The 16,473-nt window shown below is 56.1% G+C and carries 15 protein-coding genes; 5 read left to right on the plus strand and 10 right to left on the minus strand.

Annotation, left to right across the window (positions count from 1 at the left end; translation table 11 throughout):
• Window positions 1-143: 143 nt before the first annotated feature.
• The 10 genes from LIO64_RS05360 to LIO64_RS05405 form a co-directional block, all read right to left on the minus strand.
• A complete protein-coding gene (locus tag LIO64_RS05360) occupies window positions 144-1,118 on the minus strand; it encodes an ABC transporter ATP-binding protein (RefSeq protein WP_290548419.1) in 975 nt (324 codons plus the stop codon).
• 18 nt (window positions 1,119-1,136) lie between these two features.
• Window positions 1,137-2,531 carry a ribosome biogenesis GTPase Der gene (gene der, locus LIO64_RS05365; protein WP_290548420.1) on the minus strand — a complete coding sequence of 465 codons (1,395 nt, stop codon included), beginning with the start codon at window positions 2,529-2,531 and terminating at the stop codon, window positions 1,137-1,139.
• 75 nt (window positions 2,532-2,606) lie between these two features.
• A complete protein-coding gene (locus LIO64_RS05370) occupies window positions 2,607-3,698 on the minus strand; it encodes an LptF/LptG family permease (protein WP_290548421.1) in 1,092 nt (363 codons plus the stop codon).
• A 151-nt stretch (window positions 3,699-3,849) separates the two neighbouring features.
• Window positions 3,850-4,386: a recombination protein O N-terminal domain-containing protein gene (locus tag LIO64_RS05375; protein ID WP_290548422.1), complete on the minus strand. Its 537-nt coding sequence runs from the start codon at window positions 4,384-4,386 to the stop codon at window positions 3,850-3,852.
• Window positions 4,386-5,159, minus strand: a complete 774-nt coding sequence (locus LIO64_RS05380; protein ID WP_290548423.1) for a tetratricopeptide repeat protein — start codon at window positions 5,157-5,159, stop codon at window positions 4,386-4,388. Before LIO64_RS05380 ends, LIO64_RS05375 begins: the two co-directional genes overlap by 1 nt.
• Window positions 5,160-5,166: 7 nt before the next feature.
• Window positions 5,167-7,053, minus strand: a complete 1,887-nt coding sequence (dxs, locus tag LIO64_RS05385; protein ID WP_290548424.1) for a 1-deoxy-D-xylulose-5-phosphate synthase — start codon at window positions 7,051-7,053, stop codon at window positions 5,167-5,169.
• A complete protein-coding gene (gene xseB, locus LIO64_RS05390) occupies window positions 7,034-7,294 on the minus strand; it encodes an exodeoxyribonuclease VII small subunit (protein WP_290548425.1) in 261 nt (86 codons plus the stop codon). Before xseB ends, dxs begins: the two co-directional genes overlap by 20 nt.
• 8 nt (window positions 7,295-7,302) lie before the next feature.
• On the minus strand, window positions 7,303-9,186 hold the full coding sequence (locus LIO64_RS05395) for a hypothetical protein (protein ID WP_290548426.1): 1,884 nt from the start codon (window positions 9,184-9,186) through the stop codon (window positions 7,303-7,305).
• Complete coding sequence (locus tag LIO64_RS05400) at window positions 9,183-10,586, minus strand: sigma-54 dependent transcriptional regulator (RefSeq protein ID WP_290548427.1); 1,404 nt, start codon at window positions 10,584-10,586, stop codon at window positions 9,183-9,185. The genes LIO64_RS05395 and LIO64_RS05400 overlap by 4 nt, the downstream gene beginning before the upstream one ends.
• Window positions 10,583-11,734 carry an ATP-binding protein gene (locus LIO64_RS05405; RefSeq protein WP_290548428.1) on the minus strand — a complete coding sequence of 384 codons (1,152 nt, stop codon included), beginning with the start codon at window positions 11,732-11,734 and terminating at the stop codon, window positions 10,583-10,585. Before LIO64_RS05405 ends, LIO64_RS05400 begins: the two co-directional genes overlap by 4 nt.
• A gap of 132 nt (window positions 11,735-11,866) precedes the next feature.
• On the opposite strand from LIO64_RS05405, the gene LIO64_RS05410 reads away from it, so the two are divergent.
• From LIO64_RS05410 to rpsG, 5 genes are all read left to right on the plus strand, one after another.
• The gene (locus LIO64_RS05410) at window positions 11,867-12,298 is read left to right on the plus strand and encodes a thioesterase family protein (protein ID WP_290548429.1); all 432 of its coding nucleotides are present in this window, start codon (window positions 11,867-11,869) and stop codon (window positions 12,296-12,298) included.
• A gap of 5 nt (window positions 12,299-12,303) precedes the next feature.
• On the plus strand, window positions 12,304-13,848 hold the full coding sequence (gene gpmI, locus LIO64_RS05415; RefSeq protein ID WP_290548430.1) for a 2,3-bisphosphoglycerate-independent phosphoglycerate mutase: 1,545 nt from the start codon (window positions 12,304-12,306) through the stop codon (window positions 13,846-13,848).
• 405 nt (window positions 13,849-14,253) lie between these two features.
• Entirely contained in the window at window positions 14,254-15,330 is a 1,077-nt protein-coding gene (locus tag LIO64_RS05420) for an acyltransferase (RefSeq protein WP_290548431.1), read from the plus strand.
• Between the two features lie 212 nt (window positions 15,331-15,542).
• The gene (gene rpsL, locus LIO64_RS05425) at window positions 15,543-15,926 is read left to right on the plus strand and encodes a 30S ribosomal protein S12 (RefSeq protein ID WP_102721861.1); all 384 of its coding nucleotides are present in this window, start codon (window positions 15,543-15,545) and stop codon (window positions 15,924-15,926) included.
• Between the two features lie 27 nt (window positions 15,927-15,953).
• Entirely contained in the window at window positions 15,954-16,427 is a 474-nt protein-coding gene (gene rpsG, locus LIO64_RS05430) for a 30S ribosomal protein S7 (protein WP_012419364.1), read from the plus strand.
• The last annotated feature ends 46 nt before the right edge of the window (window positions 16,428-16,473 follow it).

The raw sequence follows: 16,473 nt of genomic DNA on the forward strand, positions 1-16,473 counted from the left end.
GATAGGGGTGATAGGGGTGATAGGGGTGATAGGGGTGATAGGGGTGATAGGATGGGAATTCCCTATAATCCCTAAAATTCCCTATAGTCCCTATAAACCCCTATGAGTTAACCTTATAAACTCTGTAATTTCTTCAGAATTAACTAACTCCCGGCCAGGCAGCCCGGACAGTTCTGTACCAGATGCCCGGGGGATATTTCCACCAGTTCCGGCTCCCGGTCCGTCAGGCAGAGTTCCGGGTTGCCCAGGGTGTTTCTGGGGCGGAAGCTGCAGCCGCAGGATTCCTGCATCATGTTGGGAGGGAGTCCGGGGATGGTGTACAGGGGGGCTCCTTTTGCATGGAGTCCCGGAATAGATTTCATCAGGGCACGGGTGTAGGCGTGCCTGGGTTGTTCCAGCAGTTCCTGCGCCGGGGCGCTTTCCACGATGCGGCCCGCGTACATGACGTTGATGCGGTCTGCATACTGGCGCACCACGCCGAGGTCGTGCGTGATAAGGATCACGGAAGTTCCCATGTCCCGCTGAAGTTTCCTGATGAGGTCCAGCACCTGCTTCTGCACGGTGACGTCAAGGGCGGTGGTGGGTTCATCCGCAATGAGGATTTCCGGCCTGGTGATGAGAGCCATGGCGATCATGACGCGCTGGCGCATGCCGCCGGAGAATTGATGGGGGTAGGAGTCCATGCGCTGTTCCGCCTCCGGGATGCCCACGAGGTCAAGCTGTTCCAGCGCGCGGAAACGCGCTTCCTTCCTGCTGGCTCCTTCATGGATGATGAGAGGCTCCGCTACTTGGTCCCCGATGGTCAGGTACGGGTTGAGGGAGGTCATGGGGTCCTGGAAGATCATGGAAACGCGCTTGCCGCGAATGGCGCGGAGTTCCTTTTCCGGACAATGGAGCAGGTCCGTGCCGTCCAGCAGGGCGGAACCGCTCTCAATGCAGCCCGGGGGCATCGGAATGAGCCCCATCATGGAGTAGCAGGTAACGGATTTTCCTGATCCGGATTCTCCCACGATGCCGAGCGTTTCTCCCGGAGCTACGTCAAAGGATACATTTCTCACCGCCCGGACGATTCCCGCCCTGGTGTGGAAGGAGGCGCTGAGGTTCCTGACGGAAAGCATGCGGAGAAGGCGGGATTGTCAGTCATTGCGCACGCGTGAGCGGGCGGAGAAGATGACCGGGATGCCGGGAGCGGGGTAGGCTTCCCTGATTTTGTTGCGCAGGTACTGGGAATAGCTATCCGTGAGCAGATTCTTGTCATTGACGAAGAGGACGTAGCGCGGAACGGGAATGGTAGCGTACTTGGGATCCACTGCCGTGGTGACGTAATAGATTTTCAGTCTTCTGGTGGATCCGCTGGCGGTGCCGGGCGGGTTCATCTGCTGGGCAAGCTGGACGAGGCGGTTGAGTTGTCCGGTGGTGGGAAGGTTACGGGATTCCCGGCGGATGCGCGTGATGACCTTGAAAATGATTTCCACGCCCTCCGCTTTTTTGGCGGAGGTGGCGATGAATGGAGCGTAGTTGATGAAAAAGAGTTCCCGCCGTACTTGTTCCTCCACTTCCGCCATGCGTTCCTTGCGGGGGGCGTTCGGATGGAAGAGGTCGAATTTGTTTACGATGATGATGCAGGGTTTTCCCTCTTCTGCAATGATGCCGGCAATGCGGCGGTCCTGCTGCGTGATGCCTGCTGCAATGTCAATGACCAGCAGGCAGATGTCCGCCCGCCGGATGGCTTTTTCACTGCGCATGGCGGAGAAAACTTCTACGGAAGTATCCCGCCGGGAGCGTGGGCGCATGCCGGCGGTATCAATCAGCACGTAGGGCTGGCCGTCGTGCAGGTAGGGAACGTCAATGGCGTCACGGGTGGTGCCTGCTACCTCGGAGACGATGGTGCGCTTGTCCTGAAGAATGGCGTTGACGAGGGAGGATTTGCCAGCGTTGGGGCGTCCTACGACGGCCACTTTGATGGGGGGGACGGATTCCTCCCCGTCTTCCGGTTCCTCCTCCAGTTCTTCTTTCAGCGGAGCTCCTTCTTTTTTAAGAAAGATGTCCAGCCGTGAAGCCAGTTCTGAAAATCCCCTGCCGTGGGCGGCGGAAAGAAAGATGTGGTCGTCAAAGCCCAGACCAGCGAATTCCCCCAGGTTCAAGTCCTGCTTTTCGTGGTCGGCCTTGTTGAGCAGCAGAATAACGGGAACGTCCGATTTGCGGAGATGGTCTGCAATGCTCTGGTCAATGGGGGTGAGGTGGTCCCGGCAGTCCAGCACGAAGAGGATGAGGTCCGCCGTTTTCATGGCTATGTCCGCCTCCGCTGCCACCTGTTCTGCAAAGCCGTCGCTCAGCCGTGCGCCGATGCCTCCCGTGTCCATGATTTTGCAGGCATGGTCCGTAATTTTACAGGGGGCGGAGATACGGTCCCGGGTGACGCCGGGTTCATCATGAACGATGGCGATGCGCCTGCCAGCCATTCTGTTGAAGATGGCGGATTTCCCGACATTGGGCCTGCCTACGATGGCGATGGTGGGGACATGCTGCATGCATGTCATGATACCCGAACGGCGGGGACTGTGAAAGATAATTCCGTGCCAACGGAGAGCGCTTTTTTCAGGGGCTTACCCTTTGTGCCTGGCCCGATTGTGAAGGTAAAGGGCCACGCCGACCGTAATGACGTTGGGCAGCCACAGCAGGATGTAGGGAAGCATGGTGCCGCTTTTCCGGGACAGGTCCGCAAAGATCAGGGCTACAAAGTAGAGGGAGGCAATCAGAATGCCCAGGGCAAATCCCGTGGAGGTGTCTTTTCTGCGGGTGTTGATGGCCAGGGGTACGCCGATGAGGGCGAAGACGATGCAGGCCAGGGAGAAGGAGGCTCTCCTGGGTAGTTCCGTGGCGAATTCCCTGGCCTGTTTTTCATCCAGATAGCCGGGTGTGTTCAGGGCTTCCCTGATTTCTTGGTTAGTAAAGCGGTTGGCCTTGATGCGGCGGGAGCGGGATTTGTCCAGGTTGATGCTCAGGGGCAGTTCATCCATCCTTACGCTTTGTGAGATGGAGTCCTTTTCCTGCGTGGTAATGAGAGGGTTGAGGAGGTTGAGGTAGAGGGTTTTATCTTCCGGGGAGAAGTCTACGGTGACGCGTTCCGCGTGCATGGCGACGGCCGGAGATTTGTCGTCTGCCTTCTGGTAGATATGCATGCCGTGGATGACGTCATCCACGCGTTTGTCAATGTAGATTTCCAGGTTGTCGAATTTGGTGATGGCCTGTCCTTCACTAAGAAGTCCCTTGGGGTTGATGGAGGCGGCCTTGATGAGCAGCTCGGAAATGGATTGCTTGGCGCGGGGCGCTATGTCGATGTTGATCCAGTAGCAGAGGCCGGAAAGGGCGACGCCGATAGCGATGGCAGGGGCGCTCAGGCGCCACAGGCTCATGCCCGACATGCGCATGGAGGTGAGTTCATTATCCGAGGCCAGACGCCCGTATACCAGCAGCACGGCCGTCAGGAATCCCCACGGAATGGAAAACATCAGAGAGAAGGGGATTACCTGGAAGATGAATTCCAGAACGATGCTGATGGGCGCTTTGTTTTCTACCAGCAGGGGGCGCAGTTCCTTGAACAGGTTGCCCAGGAGCAGAAGGGCGCTCAGGACCATCACCCCCAGGGCCGTCACCCCCAGCAGCTGGCGGGCAATGTATCTGTCAAGGATCTTCATGCAGTAAAACCGTGCCGATCATTTTGCCCGAAGGCCGTGGACAAGTCAATCACGTGCACGGAACAACCCGCATTCTCCCCTGGCGGGCAAGGGGCTTTGCCTATGCGGGCGCAATCCTGGGCGGCTGGTGAAAAATGGTGCGGCATGTCGTTCAGTTTTCTTTCCTTTCCAGGCTGCCGAGCAGTTTTTCCCGCTGGGGGGGGAGCTTGCCGAAGTGTGATTTCAGGATGACGTGCGCCGGGATGCCTGGGTGCGCGATGCCGTGCAGACGCGCGAGCTCCTGTTCAAAGTGAAGGACGGCGCGGATGGATGGATCATTGTTTTCCAGATAGGCGTAGGCCCGCTGGAGAAGGTCGTAAAATTCCGGAATAGGGGTGTCCGGCTCCAGCATTTGAAGAAACAGGCGCGCAAAGTAGCCCGCCGCGGCGAGCCTTGGGTAACTTTCCCGGAGGGCCAGGCGCGGGGAGAGCAGGTCTACGGAGGTTAATGCATGCAGGTCTCCCGTTTTGGACTGCGTCCACTGCATGCGGCACTGGTAGAAGAGGTCCAGGCGCCCGGCAAAAGGGCTGGTTGGCTTTCTGGCGCTTTTGGCCGCCGTCCTGATGATGCCTTCCTCCGTGCACCAGACGACGATCAGTCCGTTCTCCCCCAGGGGATAGAGTTTCAGGATCGTCGCGTCCGCATTCATCAGCGGTGTTTTTCCAGTCCTGTTTTTACCGGTTGTTCGGTCGGGACGGTCTGCCCGTAGGGGGAGGGCAGGATGCCCGCTTCCGTCATGGCGTCCGTAAAGGCCTGAAGGGCGCTGGTGCCCCTATGGATGCGGATGGCGGAAAGGAGTTGTTCCTGGGCGGCGTCTTTGTCTCCTTCCATGAATTTGATGATGACCTGGATGCAGTAGTAGTACGGCGTGTCGTCCATCGGGCCGTACAGGGATTCGAGTTCTTTGGCAAGAGGCTGGTTGTCCAGCTTGCGGGCGCAGATATAGCGCTTGAATTGCAGCAGCGGGGCCATGCCGGGGTTGTCCTTGAAGGGTGGCAGAAGTTCCGTGAAGGCTTTCAGCGCTTTGGCATAGTCATGACTGACGTAGTGCGCTTCCGCCAGGTTGAACTGAATGGTGAGGTTGGCCGGATCCAGTTTCTGGGCCTTTTCAAAGTTTTCCAGGGCTTTTTCAATGTTGCGGATTTCAATGTAGCATGCGCCGCGGAGGTTGTATAAGCCCGGATTTCCAGCGTAAAGCTTTTCCAGTTCCGTCAGGGAGAAAAGGCATTCCATGGTTCTCTTCTGGGCAAAGAGCTGTTCCGCCTGGCGGAATTGGTCAATGTAGTTTTTTCTGGTTGCTTCCGGCAGGCTGTTGAATTCCTGAACCCAGGCCGGGGATTGGGCTGCCGGGGGGGATTGTTGCGCGGAGACGGGAAGGAGGGCAGTCATCAGGGCTGCCAGCAGGAAGGTATAGGTTTTCATGGATGGATCAGGAGTTCAGGTGGGGAATGATTTTTTGTAACGCCGCTTCCGCCGTGAGTCCATATTTTTTTCTGAGGATGGATTCCGAGCCGTGTTCAATGAATTGGTCCGGCCACGCGATGGCTTCCACGGGCGTGACGATGCCACCGGCTTCCAGGGATTCCAGCACGGCGGAGTTAAAGCCGCCGCTGATGGAGTGGTCTTCAAAGGTGCAGACCACCCGGCTGGCGGCTGCGTGCAGGCGGATGCATTCATCGTCCAGGGGTTTGATGAAGCGGGCGTTGATGAGGGTGACCGAGTAGCCCTGCGCTTCCAGGAGGGCGGTTGTCTCTTTGGCGATGCCGATCATGGTGCCCAGGGAGATGAGCGTTACGTCCTTCCCCGTCTGGAGCAATTCCGCCTTGCCGATGGGGAGGATTTCCGCCGTGGCAGGAAGAGCCGCCCCGGAGCCGCATCCCCTGGGATAGCGGATAACGGTGGGGCCGTTCTGGTAATGGTTCATGGTCCGGAGCATATGGACGAATTCCGCTTCATCCTTGGGTTGCATGAAGACGATATTTGGAATACTGCGGATCATGGCGATGTCAAACAGGCCGTGGTGCGTGGGTCCGTCGTCCGGGGAGAGTCCGGCGCGGTCCATGCAGAAGCGCACGGGAAGTTTTTGCAGGGCGGCGTCATGCTGGATCATGTCAATGCAGCGCTGCATGAAGGTGGAGTAAATGGCAACGTAGGGCTTCATGCCTTGCGCCGCCAGCCCGCATGCGAAGAGGGCGCCGTGTTCTTCCGCAATGCCTACGTCAAAGTAGCGTGTGGGGAAGGCTTCCTTAAACAGGTCCAGCTTGGTGCCGCTGGCCATGGCGGCCGTGATGGCTGTGATGGATTCGTCCTCCCGCGCCATTTCCACCAGCGTGGAACCGAAAATATGGGAGAAAGTGGGGGTGGGCGTTCCCTGCGTTTCTCCGTCCCTTACGCAGTAGGAGCCCAGTCCGTGGAATTTGGTGGGGTTGTCCAGCGCAGGCTGGTAGCCTTTTCCTTTCTGGGTGACCACGTGCAGGATCACGGGTTCGTTGAGGTCCTTGATATAGGAAAGAGTGCGGATCAGGGTAGGGATGTCATGGCCGTCCAGAGGACCGAAGTAGCGCAGCCCGAATTTATTGAAGAGAAGGGACGGGAAGATGAGGTTTTTGGTGGTGCCTTCCAGCTTGAACGCAAAGTCCCTGGCTTGCGTACCGCCCAGTTTTTCAATGAAGGAGGCTGTCTTATCCCTCAACCAGGAGAAGGTTTCCGAGGTTTGCAGGGAGTTGAAGTATTTGGCGAGCGCCCCCACGTTTTTATCAATAGCCCATTCGTTGTCGTTCAGAATGGTGATGTAGCGCTTGGTGGTCTGGCTGATGTTGTTCAGCGCCTCCAGGGTGGTTCCACAGGTGAACGCCGCATCCCCGGCCACGGCTACCACATGGTAGTCCTCTCCTTTCAGGTCCCGGGCCGCGCACATGCCCAGGGCGGCGGAAAGAGCCGTGCCCGCATGGCCTGCGCCATAGGCATCATGGGGGGATTCCGACATTTTGGCAAAACCGGAGAGCCCCCCGTGCTGGCGGATGGTGTGAATCTGCGGCGCACGGCCTGTGAGCATTTTGTGGACGTAGGCTTGGTGGGAGACGTCAAAAATGATTTTATCCCGCGGTGTTTCAAAGACGCGGTGGAGAGCAATGCTCAGTTCCACGACGCCCAGGTTGGGGCCCAGATGGCCGCCGGTGAAAGAAAGGGAATGGATGAGGGTGTTCCGGATTTCTTCCGCGAGCCGGGGCAGGTCCGCCTCAGGGATTTGCATCAGGTCGGCATGGTTGTGGATGCCTTCCAGAAGTTCCGGAAGTTCAGGTGAGGGAGAATTCATTGCTGTCTGATTCATCAGTATCCGTTCCGTCCTGGTCGGTTTCCGGGTTGCTGAGGGTTTGAATGCGCAGTTCCGCGTCATGAAGGATGCCGCGGCAATGGCGGATGAGCCTGTTGCCTTCTTCGACCAGGGCTATCATGTCTTCCAGCTCGGTGACGGGAGCTTCCGTCAGGCGGATGATTTCTTCCAGACGGGCTACGGATTCTTCAAATCCGGGAGCGTTTTTCCGTTGTTTGGCCATAAGAATGATTAAGGTTGGGGGATGGGTGCGTTTTCCTGAAGGTCCTTGTAAAGAATCATGTCCGCGCCTTGGATGAATTGGCGGGAGTCCGACGTTCCGAAGCGGTCAGCCAGGGGGGCAAGAGCGCGGCTGTGGTCAAAGAGGTACACGGGGTTTTTGTCCTTTGTCTGGATCAGGATGGAGCCTTCCAGTACAAGGGGAGTGAATTCTCCGTAGGATGAGGCAATGGTGCGGATATCCGTATTCAGCGTGGAGGAGGGGGTCACCAGGATGCTGCCTACCTTGCTGCCATGGAATTTCAGGATGCGTTCCAGAACCATGAATTGGTCCACCATTTTAGGGAGCCCGATAGCTTTCCTGTCTGCATACCAGCCGACGGCTGCCGGCTGATCCGTGAGGATGAATTCCTTTTCCGACGTCTGGTTGCGGAGGTTCCGATTGAGACCCGGGGGGTAATAGGGCGGCCATGCCGGAATTCCCCGGCTGGCCGTCAAGATGCCCACCCGTACTATCTGGGGAAGGTTGAGCAAAAGCGGTAGGGAGGTAAGGAGCAGGGCGAGCAGCAGGACGCTTCCACGCAGGATGGGGGCCGCTTCCTTGTTGGAATGCCTGGCGATCAGGTTGAGAACAAAGGCCGTGCCGTAAGCCGTGAAGAAAGGGGCGAAGAGGATTTGAAGCTGCCCCAGGGAAATGTCCGATTTATTGGAGGTGTAAAGGGCCATGCCGATGATGGCCGGAACCCACATGGCGAAGATTCCCCATTTGGCCTGGTTGACTTCCATCCTTCTGAATTGGTGCAGGAGGGTCAGCAGGAACACCAGGGCCAGGGGGAGATTCCCCAGATTTTCATAGAGAAGGTTGCCCTGTGTCAGGATGTTGTTGATGATGGCAATGACGGCTTTCTGGGCGCCGATGGGAATGTCCCCGGAGATCAGGGAGTTCATCGCGATTTCTTCATTGCCCGTCAGCCCCGTAAAAATGGTGTAATAGGCCGTTCCGAAGACGCTGCCGCTGATGGAGCGGTTGATGTAAAGGGGATAGGCCAGAAGAAGAAGAAGGATTCCGAGCGCCGGGATGCAGTACAGGCCGTGCGGCTTGAAGCGGATGCCCACGAAAATCAGAAAACCCGCCATGGGCCAGAGGCCGATCCAGCCGGCAAAACAGACGCATGAAAAACAGAGGGAGCTGTAAAGAAGCGGCATCAGGAATTTGCGCTTCTCTTCTTTGTATTGCAGGGCGGTATACAGGAAGTAGACGCCCCATGCAAAAAAGAAGAGCATCATCATCTGCGGAAGGCCGCTGGTGGCGTATTGCAGGAACAGGTTGCTGAGGATCATCGTCAGGCAGGTGAAGCTGGCGATGGTGACGTCAAACATTCTATGAAGGATATAATAGCAGCTCAGGACGGACAGGATGAAGAACATGCAGGAAATGCCAGCCACGATGCGGTCCGGCAGGTAGATCATGGAGTTGTCCGTCATTTTCCACAGATCAAATTGGTGGACGCCGGCCAGCTTGAATACGACGGATTCCACCAGGATGTTCAACGGAGCATTGCGTGTGTCCCGGAGGGCATGGGGAGTGAATTTTTCCGGATTGATGAGGGATTCCCCCTGTCCGGCGAGGATGGCTTCCTGTTCGCGGATATAATCGTCTGAAAGAAAAGGGTTGAGGCCGGAACGAGTGCTGCCGGAGACCATCTGGATGGGCCTCAGCCAGTTAGTGGTCATTCCCTCCCCCCTGGCTACGTTCCGGGCAATCTGGGCCTGGTCCATGGCGGCGCTGGAAGTCAGGCCTCTGAAATTGAAAAAGAACTGCACCCCCGTGATCGCCAGAAGAAGGATGAGAATGATGATAAACGGGGTGCGGGATGCCGTGGTAGGCGCATTCATGAATGTTGAAGGTCTTGTAATTTGCGTTGGAGGGTGCGGCGGCTGATGCCCAGAAGAAGGGCCGCCGCCGTTCTGTTGCCGTTTGATTGGGCCAGTGCTTGCTGGATGGCATTCCGCTCCAGCAAGGATAAATTCAAAACCCCTGCCGGGACAAGCCCATTCTGTGTGCTGGGCTCATTGTCCGTCTCTGTTGGGTGAACAGCGCCTCCGGGCGTGGGAGTCTGCAAAGACGCCTGCAAAGGGATGGGCAGGTGGGAAAGTTCTATTTTGGCGGAGTTGCTCATGACGACGCCATGCTCCATGGCCGTGCGGAGTTCCCGTACGTTTCCGGGCCAGGAGTACGTTCGTACGGCTTTAAGAGCTTCCTGGGAAAGAGGTTTGAAGTCCTTGTTGTTTTCCCTGGCAAATTCTTTCAGGAAGGCTGTAGCGAGCAGAGAGACGTCCTCCCTGCGGTCCCGGAGGGGAGGCATCTGAATGTGGACTACGTTGAGGCGGAAATAGAGGTCTTCCCGGAATTTGCCTTCCTGGACAAGTTTTTTCAGAGATTTATTGGTGGCGGCAATAACCCGCACATTCACCGGAATGGGCGTATTGGAGCCGACGCGTTCAATGGTCCGTTCAGACAGTACCCTCAGCAGCCGGACTTGTGTGCCGGCATCTATTTCCCCGATTTCATCCAGGAAGATGGTGCCGCCGTCCGCTTGTTCAAAGCGGCCGATGCGGCGCTGCCCGGCTCCGGTGAAAGAACCTTTTTCATGGCCGAACAGTTCGCTTTCCAATAACTGGGGGGAGAGGGCCGCGCAGTTGACGGCCACGAATTTATTCTCCGGCCTGCCGGAAAGGGAATGGATGGCCTGGGCTACCAGTTCCTTCCCGGTGCCGCTTTCCCCTTCAATCAGCACGGTTGTCTTGCTGGGCGCCACCTGGCGGATGATGGAGAATACGTGTTCCATGGCGGCGGACCTGCCCAGCAGTTTTTGCAGGCCGGAATCCGCCTGGATGCGGGAGGTGAGCTCCTGGTTGGCCGTTTCCAGATTCCTGGTATGAAGCGCCCGTTTGAGTACCAGTTCCACGGCGTCCAGGTTCAGGGGCTTGGTGACGAAGTCGTATGCCCCCTGTTTCATGGCTTCCACGGCGGCGCCAACGGAACCGTAGGCGGTCATCATGATGCTCTGCGGGGGATGTGGCTGGGAGGCTGCGGCTTTCAGCACGTCCATGCCGCTTTCCCCGCCCAGCCGCAGGTCTGTCAGAATCAGGTCCGGGGATTCTTCCCTCAAAAGGGTGATGGCCTGGGAAAGATTGGCGGCGGTGTACACTTCATAATCATCTTGAAAGCCCATGCGCAGAGCGTCGCGCGTGGGCTTCTCATCATCTACGATCAGCAGAACGGGCATCTTCATGACGGGATGGAGGAGGGCAGGAGACGGATGGTGCGTTCCACGCGTGGCAGAAAGACTGTGATGGTGGTTCCCTGGCCCGGCTGGCTGGCCAGGGTGATGGAGCCTCCGTGTTCCTTCACGATGCGGCGTACAATGAGCAGGCCCAGTCCGGACCCGGTGGATTTGGTGGTCAGGAAAGGCTCGTAAATGCTGCCCATGACTTCCGGGGAAATGCCGCAGCCGGTGTCCGCCACGGTGACGAAGACGCTGTCATCCGTATAACCGCTTTTAATCAGGATGGTGCCTCCTTCCGGGGGAATGGCCTGGTAGGCGTTTTTAATCAGATTGTAAAAAACCTGTTTGATCTGGACGGGGTCCAGGCTGAGCAGGGGAAGGCTGGGCTGAAGGTCCGTGTTGATCTGGATGCCCCGCTGGTGGATTTCCGGTTCCAGCAGTTTCAGGACGTCCATGAGAATGGCTTCAATATTGTGAGGCTCCCGGATGGGCTTGGTGGGGCGGATAGCCTGGAGGAATTGTTTCAGGATCACATCCAGCCGCGTGGTTTCACTCTCGGCCGTTTTCAGCAGTTCCTCCATATCAGCCCGGTATTCCGGGGGCAGTTTTTTTGCCTTCCTGGCCAGGAGCTGGAGATGAAGGCCGATGGAGTTGAGGGGATTGCCTATTTCATGGGCTACTCCCGCCGCCAGCAGCGTCAGGGCGTTCAGGCGCTCCGCTTCGATATTCTCCGCATTTCTCTTTTGCTGTGGCGTTTCATCCCGTATCAGGATCAGGTGGCCCTGGATCCTGCTGCCGATGGGGGAAATAAAGATGTTCAGGAATTTGTGTTCCGGGTAAAAAATCTCCACATCACGGGAAACGGCCGTCCGGCTCTGCTGGATGGTGTTCCAGGAGCAGTCCCTGCCCAGGAAAATGCAGAAATCTTCCGGCGTGATCTGGCCGTATTCCTTGTCGAAAAGCTTGAGGGCGGCCTGGTTGACGAACAGGATTTTTCCCTTGCTGTCCAGAAGAATCAGGCCTTCCTGAATGGCTTCAAACACCTGCTGGAAAAAGCCCTGCTGTTCCGCCAGCTTTACAAAGAAACGCTGGAGGTCCTCTTCCTTGATATGGTCAATGCGGCCGATCAGCTTGTCAATGATGTCTTTCTTCATGGCTGCAGTTCCGTTTCCTTCCGGGCTCGCCCCTATATATAAAGGGAGGAATGTCACAAATCAAGCTGATGTGACATATTGTCGCGCATTTGCGGCTGGACATGGTTCCGGGAAAGAAGGCAGGATGAAGGCATGCCTGAAGAACTTTCCTGCATTCCCTTTGTCAGAACGCGCCAGGTGGCCTTTCATGATACGGACGCCTCCGGTGTGGCTCATTTTACCCGTTTGCTGTGCCTGGTGGAGGAAGTGGAGCATGAGTACCTGCGTTCCCGTGGGCTGGAGGTTCTTTCCCCTGACTGCGGATGGCCCCGCGTGCATGTGGAGGCGGACTATGCCAGTTCCGCAGGGCTGGGCGACTGGCTGAGCATCGAATTGAACCTGGGAACGGTGGGAACCACTTCCCTGGAATGGAAATTTGCAGTGTTTCATTCAGAACATCCGGTCATGAGGGGAAGGTACGTGGTTGTCCGCGTGGGGAAGGGGGGGGAACCGCAGGCTATTTCGGAGTCGGAGAAGGAATGCCTGATTTCAGGCTTTTCAAAAGAGGGGGATGCCTGTAAATAAGGCGCATGTCTTCTAAAAAGCCTGTCGTTCTTGTCATTCGCGACGGCTGGGGCCGCAATCCGTTGGGGCCTGATGTCGCGAAAGAGTACGGTGACGCCACTGTTCTGGCTGATACCCCCTTTACTGATTACCTGCTTGCCAACTATCCCCACAGCCTGCTGGGTGCCTCCGGGGAGGATGTTGGCCTTCCGGACGGGCAGATGGGGAATTCCGAAGTGGGGCACCTGAACCTGGGTGCGGGCCGCGTGGTTTTCCAGGACCTTTGCCGGGTGGACAACGCCATTAAAGACGGCTCCATGGGTGAAAATGCCGTGCTGAAGACCGCTTTTTCCCAGGCTGCTTCCTCCCGCCTGCATTTGCTCGGCCTGGTGAGCGACGGCGGCGTGCACAGCCATATCAACCACCTGATCGGCATAGTGAAATACGCTTATGAAGCGGGCGTGCGTGACATCTGCATCCATGCCATCACGGATGGCCGTGACTGTTCCCCCACCAGCGGGGCCGGATTCATGCGTGAACTGGAAGAAGCCATCAAACCTTACGGTGCGAAAATCGCTACGGTGATCGGCCGCTTTTACGCGATGGACCGAGACAAGCGCTGGGACCGCAACAAGCTGGCGTGGGACGCGATTGTGCTGGGCCGGGGTGAACAGTGCGCCTGTTCCCCCTCCGAGTATGTGGAACAGTGCTATGCCAAGGGAGAGACGGACGAGTTCCTGAAGCCCGGCATTTTTGCCTATGGCAATGAGCAGCGTGTGCGTGACAATGACGTGGTGTTTTTCTTCAATTTCCGTGCGGACCGCGCCCGCCAGATGAGCGATGCTTTCCTGTATCCCGGGTTTGAGGGCTTTGACCGGGAAGTGACGCCCAAAGTACACTACGTGACGCTGACGGAATATGATGCCAAGTATCCCTCTCCCATCGTTTTTGAACAGGAGCAGCTGGACAACATTTTCGGACAGATTGTGTCGGAAGCCGGGAAAACCCAGCTTCGCATCGCGGAAACGGAAAAATACGCCCATGTCACCTTCTTCTTTAACGGAGGCGTGGAAACGCAGTTCCCCGGCGAAGACCGTATTCTGGTTCCCTCCCCCCGTGAAGTGGCCACTTATGACCTGAAGCCCCAGATGAGCGCGGAGGAAGTGGCTGATAAGTTTGTGGACGCCGTGGACAAGTACGACGTAGTGATCATGAACTTTGCCAACGGGGACATGGTGGGCCACACCGGTTATGTGGAAGCCGGCATCGCCGCTTGCGAAGCTGTGGACAGCGCTTTGGAAAAATGTGTGAAGAAGGTTCTGGAACTGGGCGGCAAGCTGCTTATCACCGCGGACCATGGCAATGCCGAACACATGCGCAATGAGGACGGTTCCCCCAACACGGCCCATACTACCAATCTCGTTGACCTTATTTACGTGGCGGACGACAAGGATCAGGTGAATCTTGCCAATGGCATTCTGGCGGACGTGGCCCCCACCCTGCTGAATCTGATGGGTCTGAAACAGCCTGCAGAAATGTCGGGACATTCCCTCGTGACCCCGAAGAAATAAAGGCTCACGAAGTTTATCAATGAGATCCGTTTCCGGCTTGAGCGGCTGGAAACGGATTTTTTTGTCCCTATGCGTCCGGGATAAAAAATCCGAAAGAGAGTACGGATAAGCAATCCATGACAGGCTAAAGGTGGATGATTATAAGGAGTGACACAGGCCTCTGCGTCAACTGGATTGATTACGTCTGTCAGGATATACTGGCTTTCAGGAAAAAGAGTTGCTAATATCCAGCTTTATCTTCAGATGCCGCAGAGGCTTGCAGCGCTCCTCATCTGAATCAGTCCACGCCAAGTAGTTTTAATCCCTACTCAAACAGCACTAGATAGGCAAGGACTCTCTTTTATAAGTTCTTTTCCCTTAGAATCACAGCTTGACCTCGGATTGCTTATCCGTTAGCTTCCGGGCATGTTGCCTGTCAGGAATTATGGATTGGATCTGCTGAGAATTTTATTATGCCTGACGGTTATCTTTTTTCATTACAGCGGAGTGTGGAATTGTGGGGGAAGTGTGGCTGTGGATGGATTTTTTATCTTGAGCGGTTTTTTAGCCGTTCATTCCTCTGGTGGATTCTCACAAGAAGGAATAGGGGAGTATTATTGGAAAAGGGGATGGCGCCTGTTGCCGGTGATGATCATTGTGGTTGGGCTTACAAAAGGGCTTAGATCTGTTCTTCTTCTTGTTGAGGGCCAGCAAGCGCCAGCGTGGCTCGACGTCAGGATGCTGATGGTTACTCCGACGTTTGCGATAGCAAAGATGACAGAAAATGCGACCTTATGGTTCCTTATCTGCATCATAGTCTTTCTGGCGCTGTTCCCATTGCTGCGCTTCTATTACGGGAAAAAGCTCTTCATATGGCTTTTTATATCAAGCGTGCTTTTTGCTGCATTTCGGAGCACTCTTCATCCTTTTGCCGCAGTGGATTCCGATGGGTTGTATTATCAAATAACTTTCCGCCTGTGGCAATTTTTACTGGGAATGTGGTGCGCGTCTTGGAATGTTGAACGGTGGAAGCTTTCATGGCGGTGGTTTTGGATTGGCACGGGTGTGGCGTGGTTGTTAGCTTCTTCTGTTACCAGCCGGGAAGGAATCGGTTTTCTGAACTATTCATTTCCGGGATACCTTGTTTCCTCCAGCCTCTTTGCTTTGTGCATTGCCTCCCTATGGAGCGTCCGGTTGCCTTCCCTATCAAGTCCCCTGTTAAAATGGGTGGAAATTGGGGCCGGGATGACCTATACGCTTTTTTTGTTTCATATGCCGGTGATGCGAGGATTGGGCGAAATGTTCCGCATGCTGCGAAAGTGCGGGGGGGAGTACTGGAAGGAAGATAACTTCCCTGTGTTGTTCTGGGGGATGGTCTTGTGCATTTTGTTGCTCGTATCCTATTTTATCTACCAGTATGTGGAGGTTCGCTGGGTGGGGAAGGTGCTGAAAAAAGAACCTGACGCCCGGAATAAAGTTCCGGAAAGAGCAGGGGAGGAATGACCGGATGAAATATTTAGGAAAAGATGAATAAAAGACTTGTCATGATGTAAAATCACGTTATATTGGCCGTCCCCAAACGCGCCGAAAGGTGCAAGAAATACGTTTTCTATCGGGTTTGCCTCCGGAAAAAAGGCGCGCTTCCTGCTTATTGAAAGGGATGTTCGCCTTGAATATCGGATCAGACCGACGAACCACAACCAAAGCAGGAAAACATGCCGACCATTAATCAGCTCGTCCGCAAGGGACGTATTACTCCGGAAGAGAAGTCCAAGTCACGCGCTCTTCATAGCTGCCCGCAACGCCGCGGTGTTTGTCTCCAGGTAATGACCCGTACGCCCAAGAAGCCGAACTCGGCTCTTCGTAAAGTGGCTAAAGTCCGTCTTACCAATGGTGAAGAAGTGATCGCCTACATTGGCGGTGAAGGTCACAACCTCCAGGAACACTCCATCGTGCTGGTGCGCGGCGGTCGTGTGAAGGACTTGCCGGGTGTTCGTTATCACATCGTCCGCGGCGCTCTTGACTGCCTCGGCGTTGACAAGCGCCGCCAGGGTCGCTCCAAGTATGGTGCCAAGCGTCCGAAGGTTGCCGCCAAGTAAACATTAACATCTTACCTATTACATATTATGGCCCGCCGTAAACGCGTCTATAGAAAAATCGAACGTCGTGACCCCCGTTACGACAGCGCTCTTGTTGGCAAGCTGATCAGCAAGGTTATGCTGGATGGCAAGCGCTCCCTTGCGGAACGCATCGTCTATGCCGCCATTGACATGGCTAACGAAGGTACGGACAGCATTGATCCTTTGGAAGTGATCACCCGCGCCATTGAAAACGCCAAGCCCCGTGTGGAAGTGAAGAGCCGCCGCGTTGGGGGCGCCACCTACCAGGTGCCTCTTGAAGTGGATCCGGCCCGTTCCGAATCCCTGGCCATGCGCTGGATTGTGAACTACGCCCGCAACCGCAAGGGCGTGCCGATGCACAAGGCTCTTGCCAATGAAATCAAGGAAGCCGCCAACAACCAGGGTTCCTCCGTTCGCAAGCGCGACGACGTTCACAAGATGGCCCAGGCCAACCGCGCCTTTGCCCACTTCCGCTGGTAATCCCTTCCGCGACTGTCAGCCGAACCACTCACTTTCGATCATTACA

The sequence above is a fragment of the Akkermansia sp. genome (assembly GCF_020860705.1).
GTDB lineage: Bacteria > Verrucomicrobiota > Verrucomicrobiia > Verrucomicrobiales > Akkermansiaceae > Akkermansia.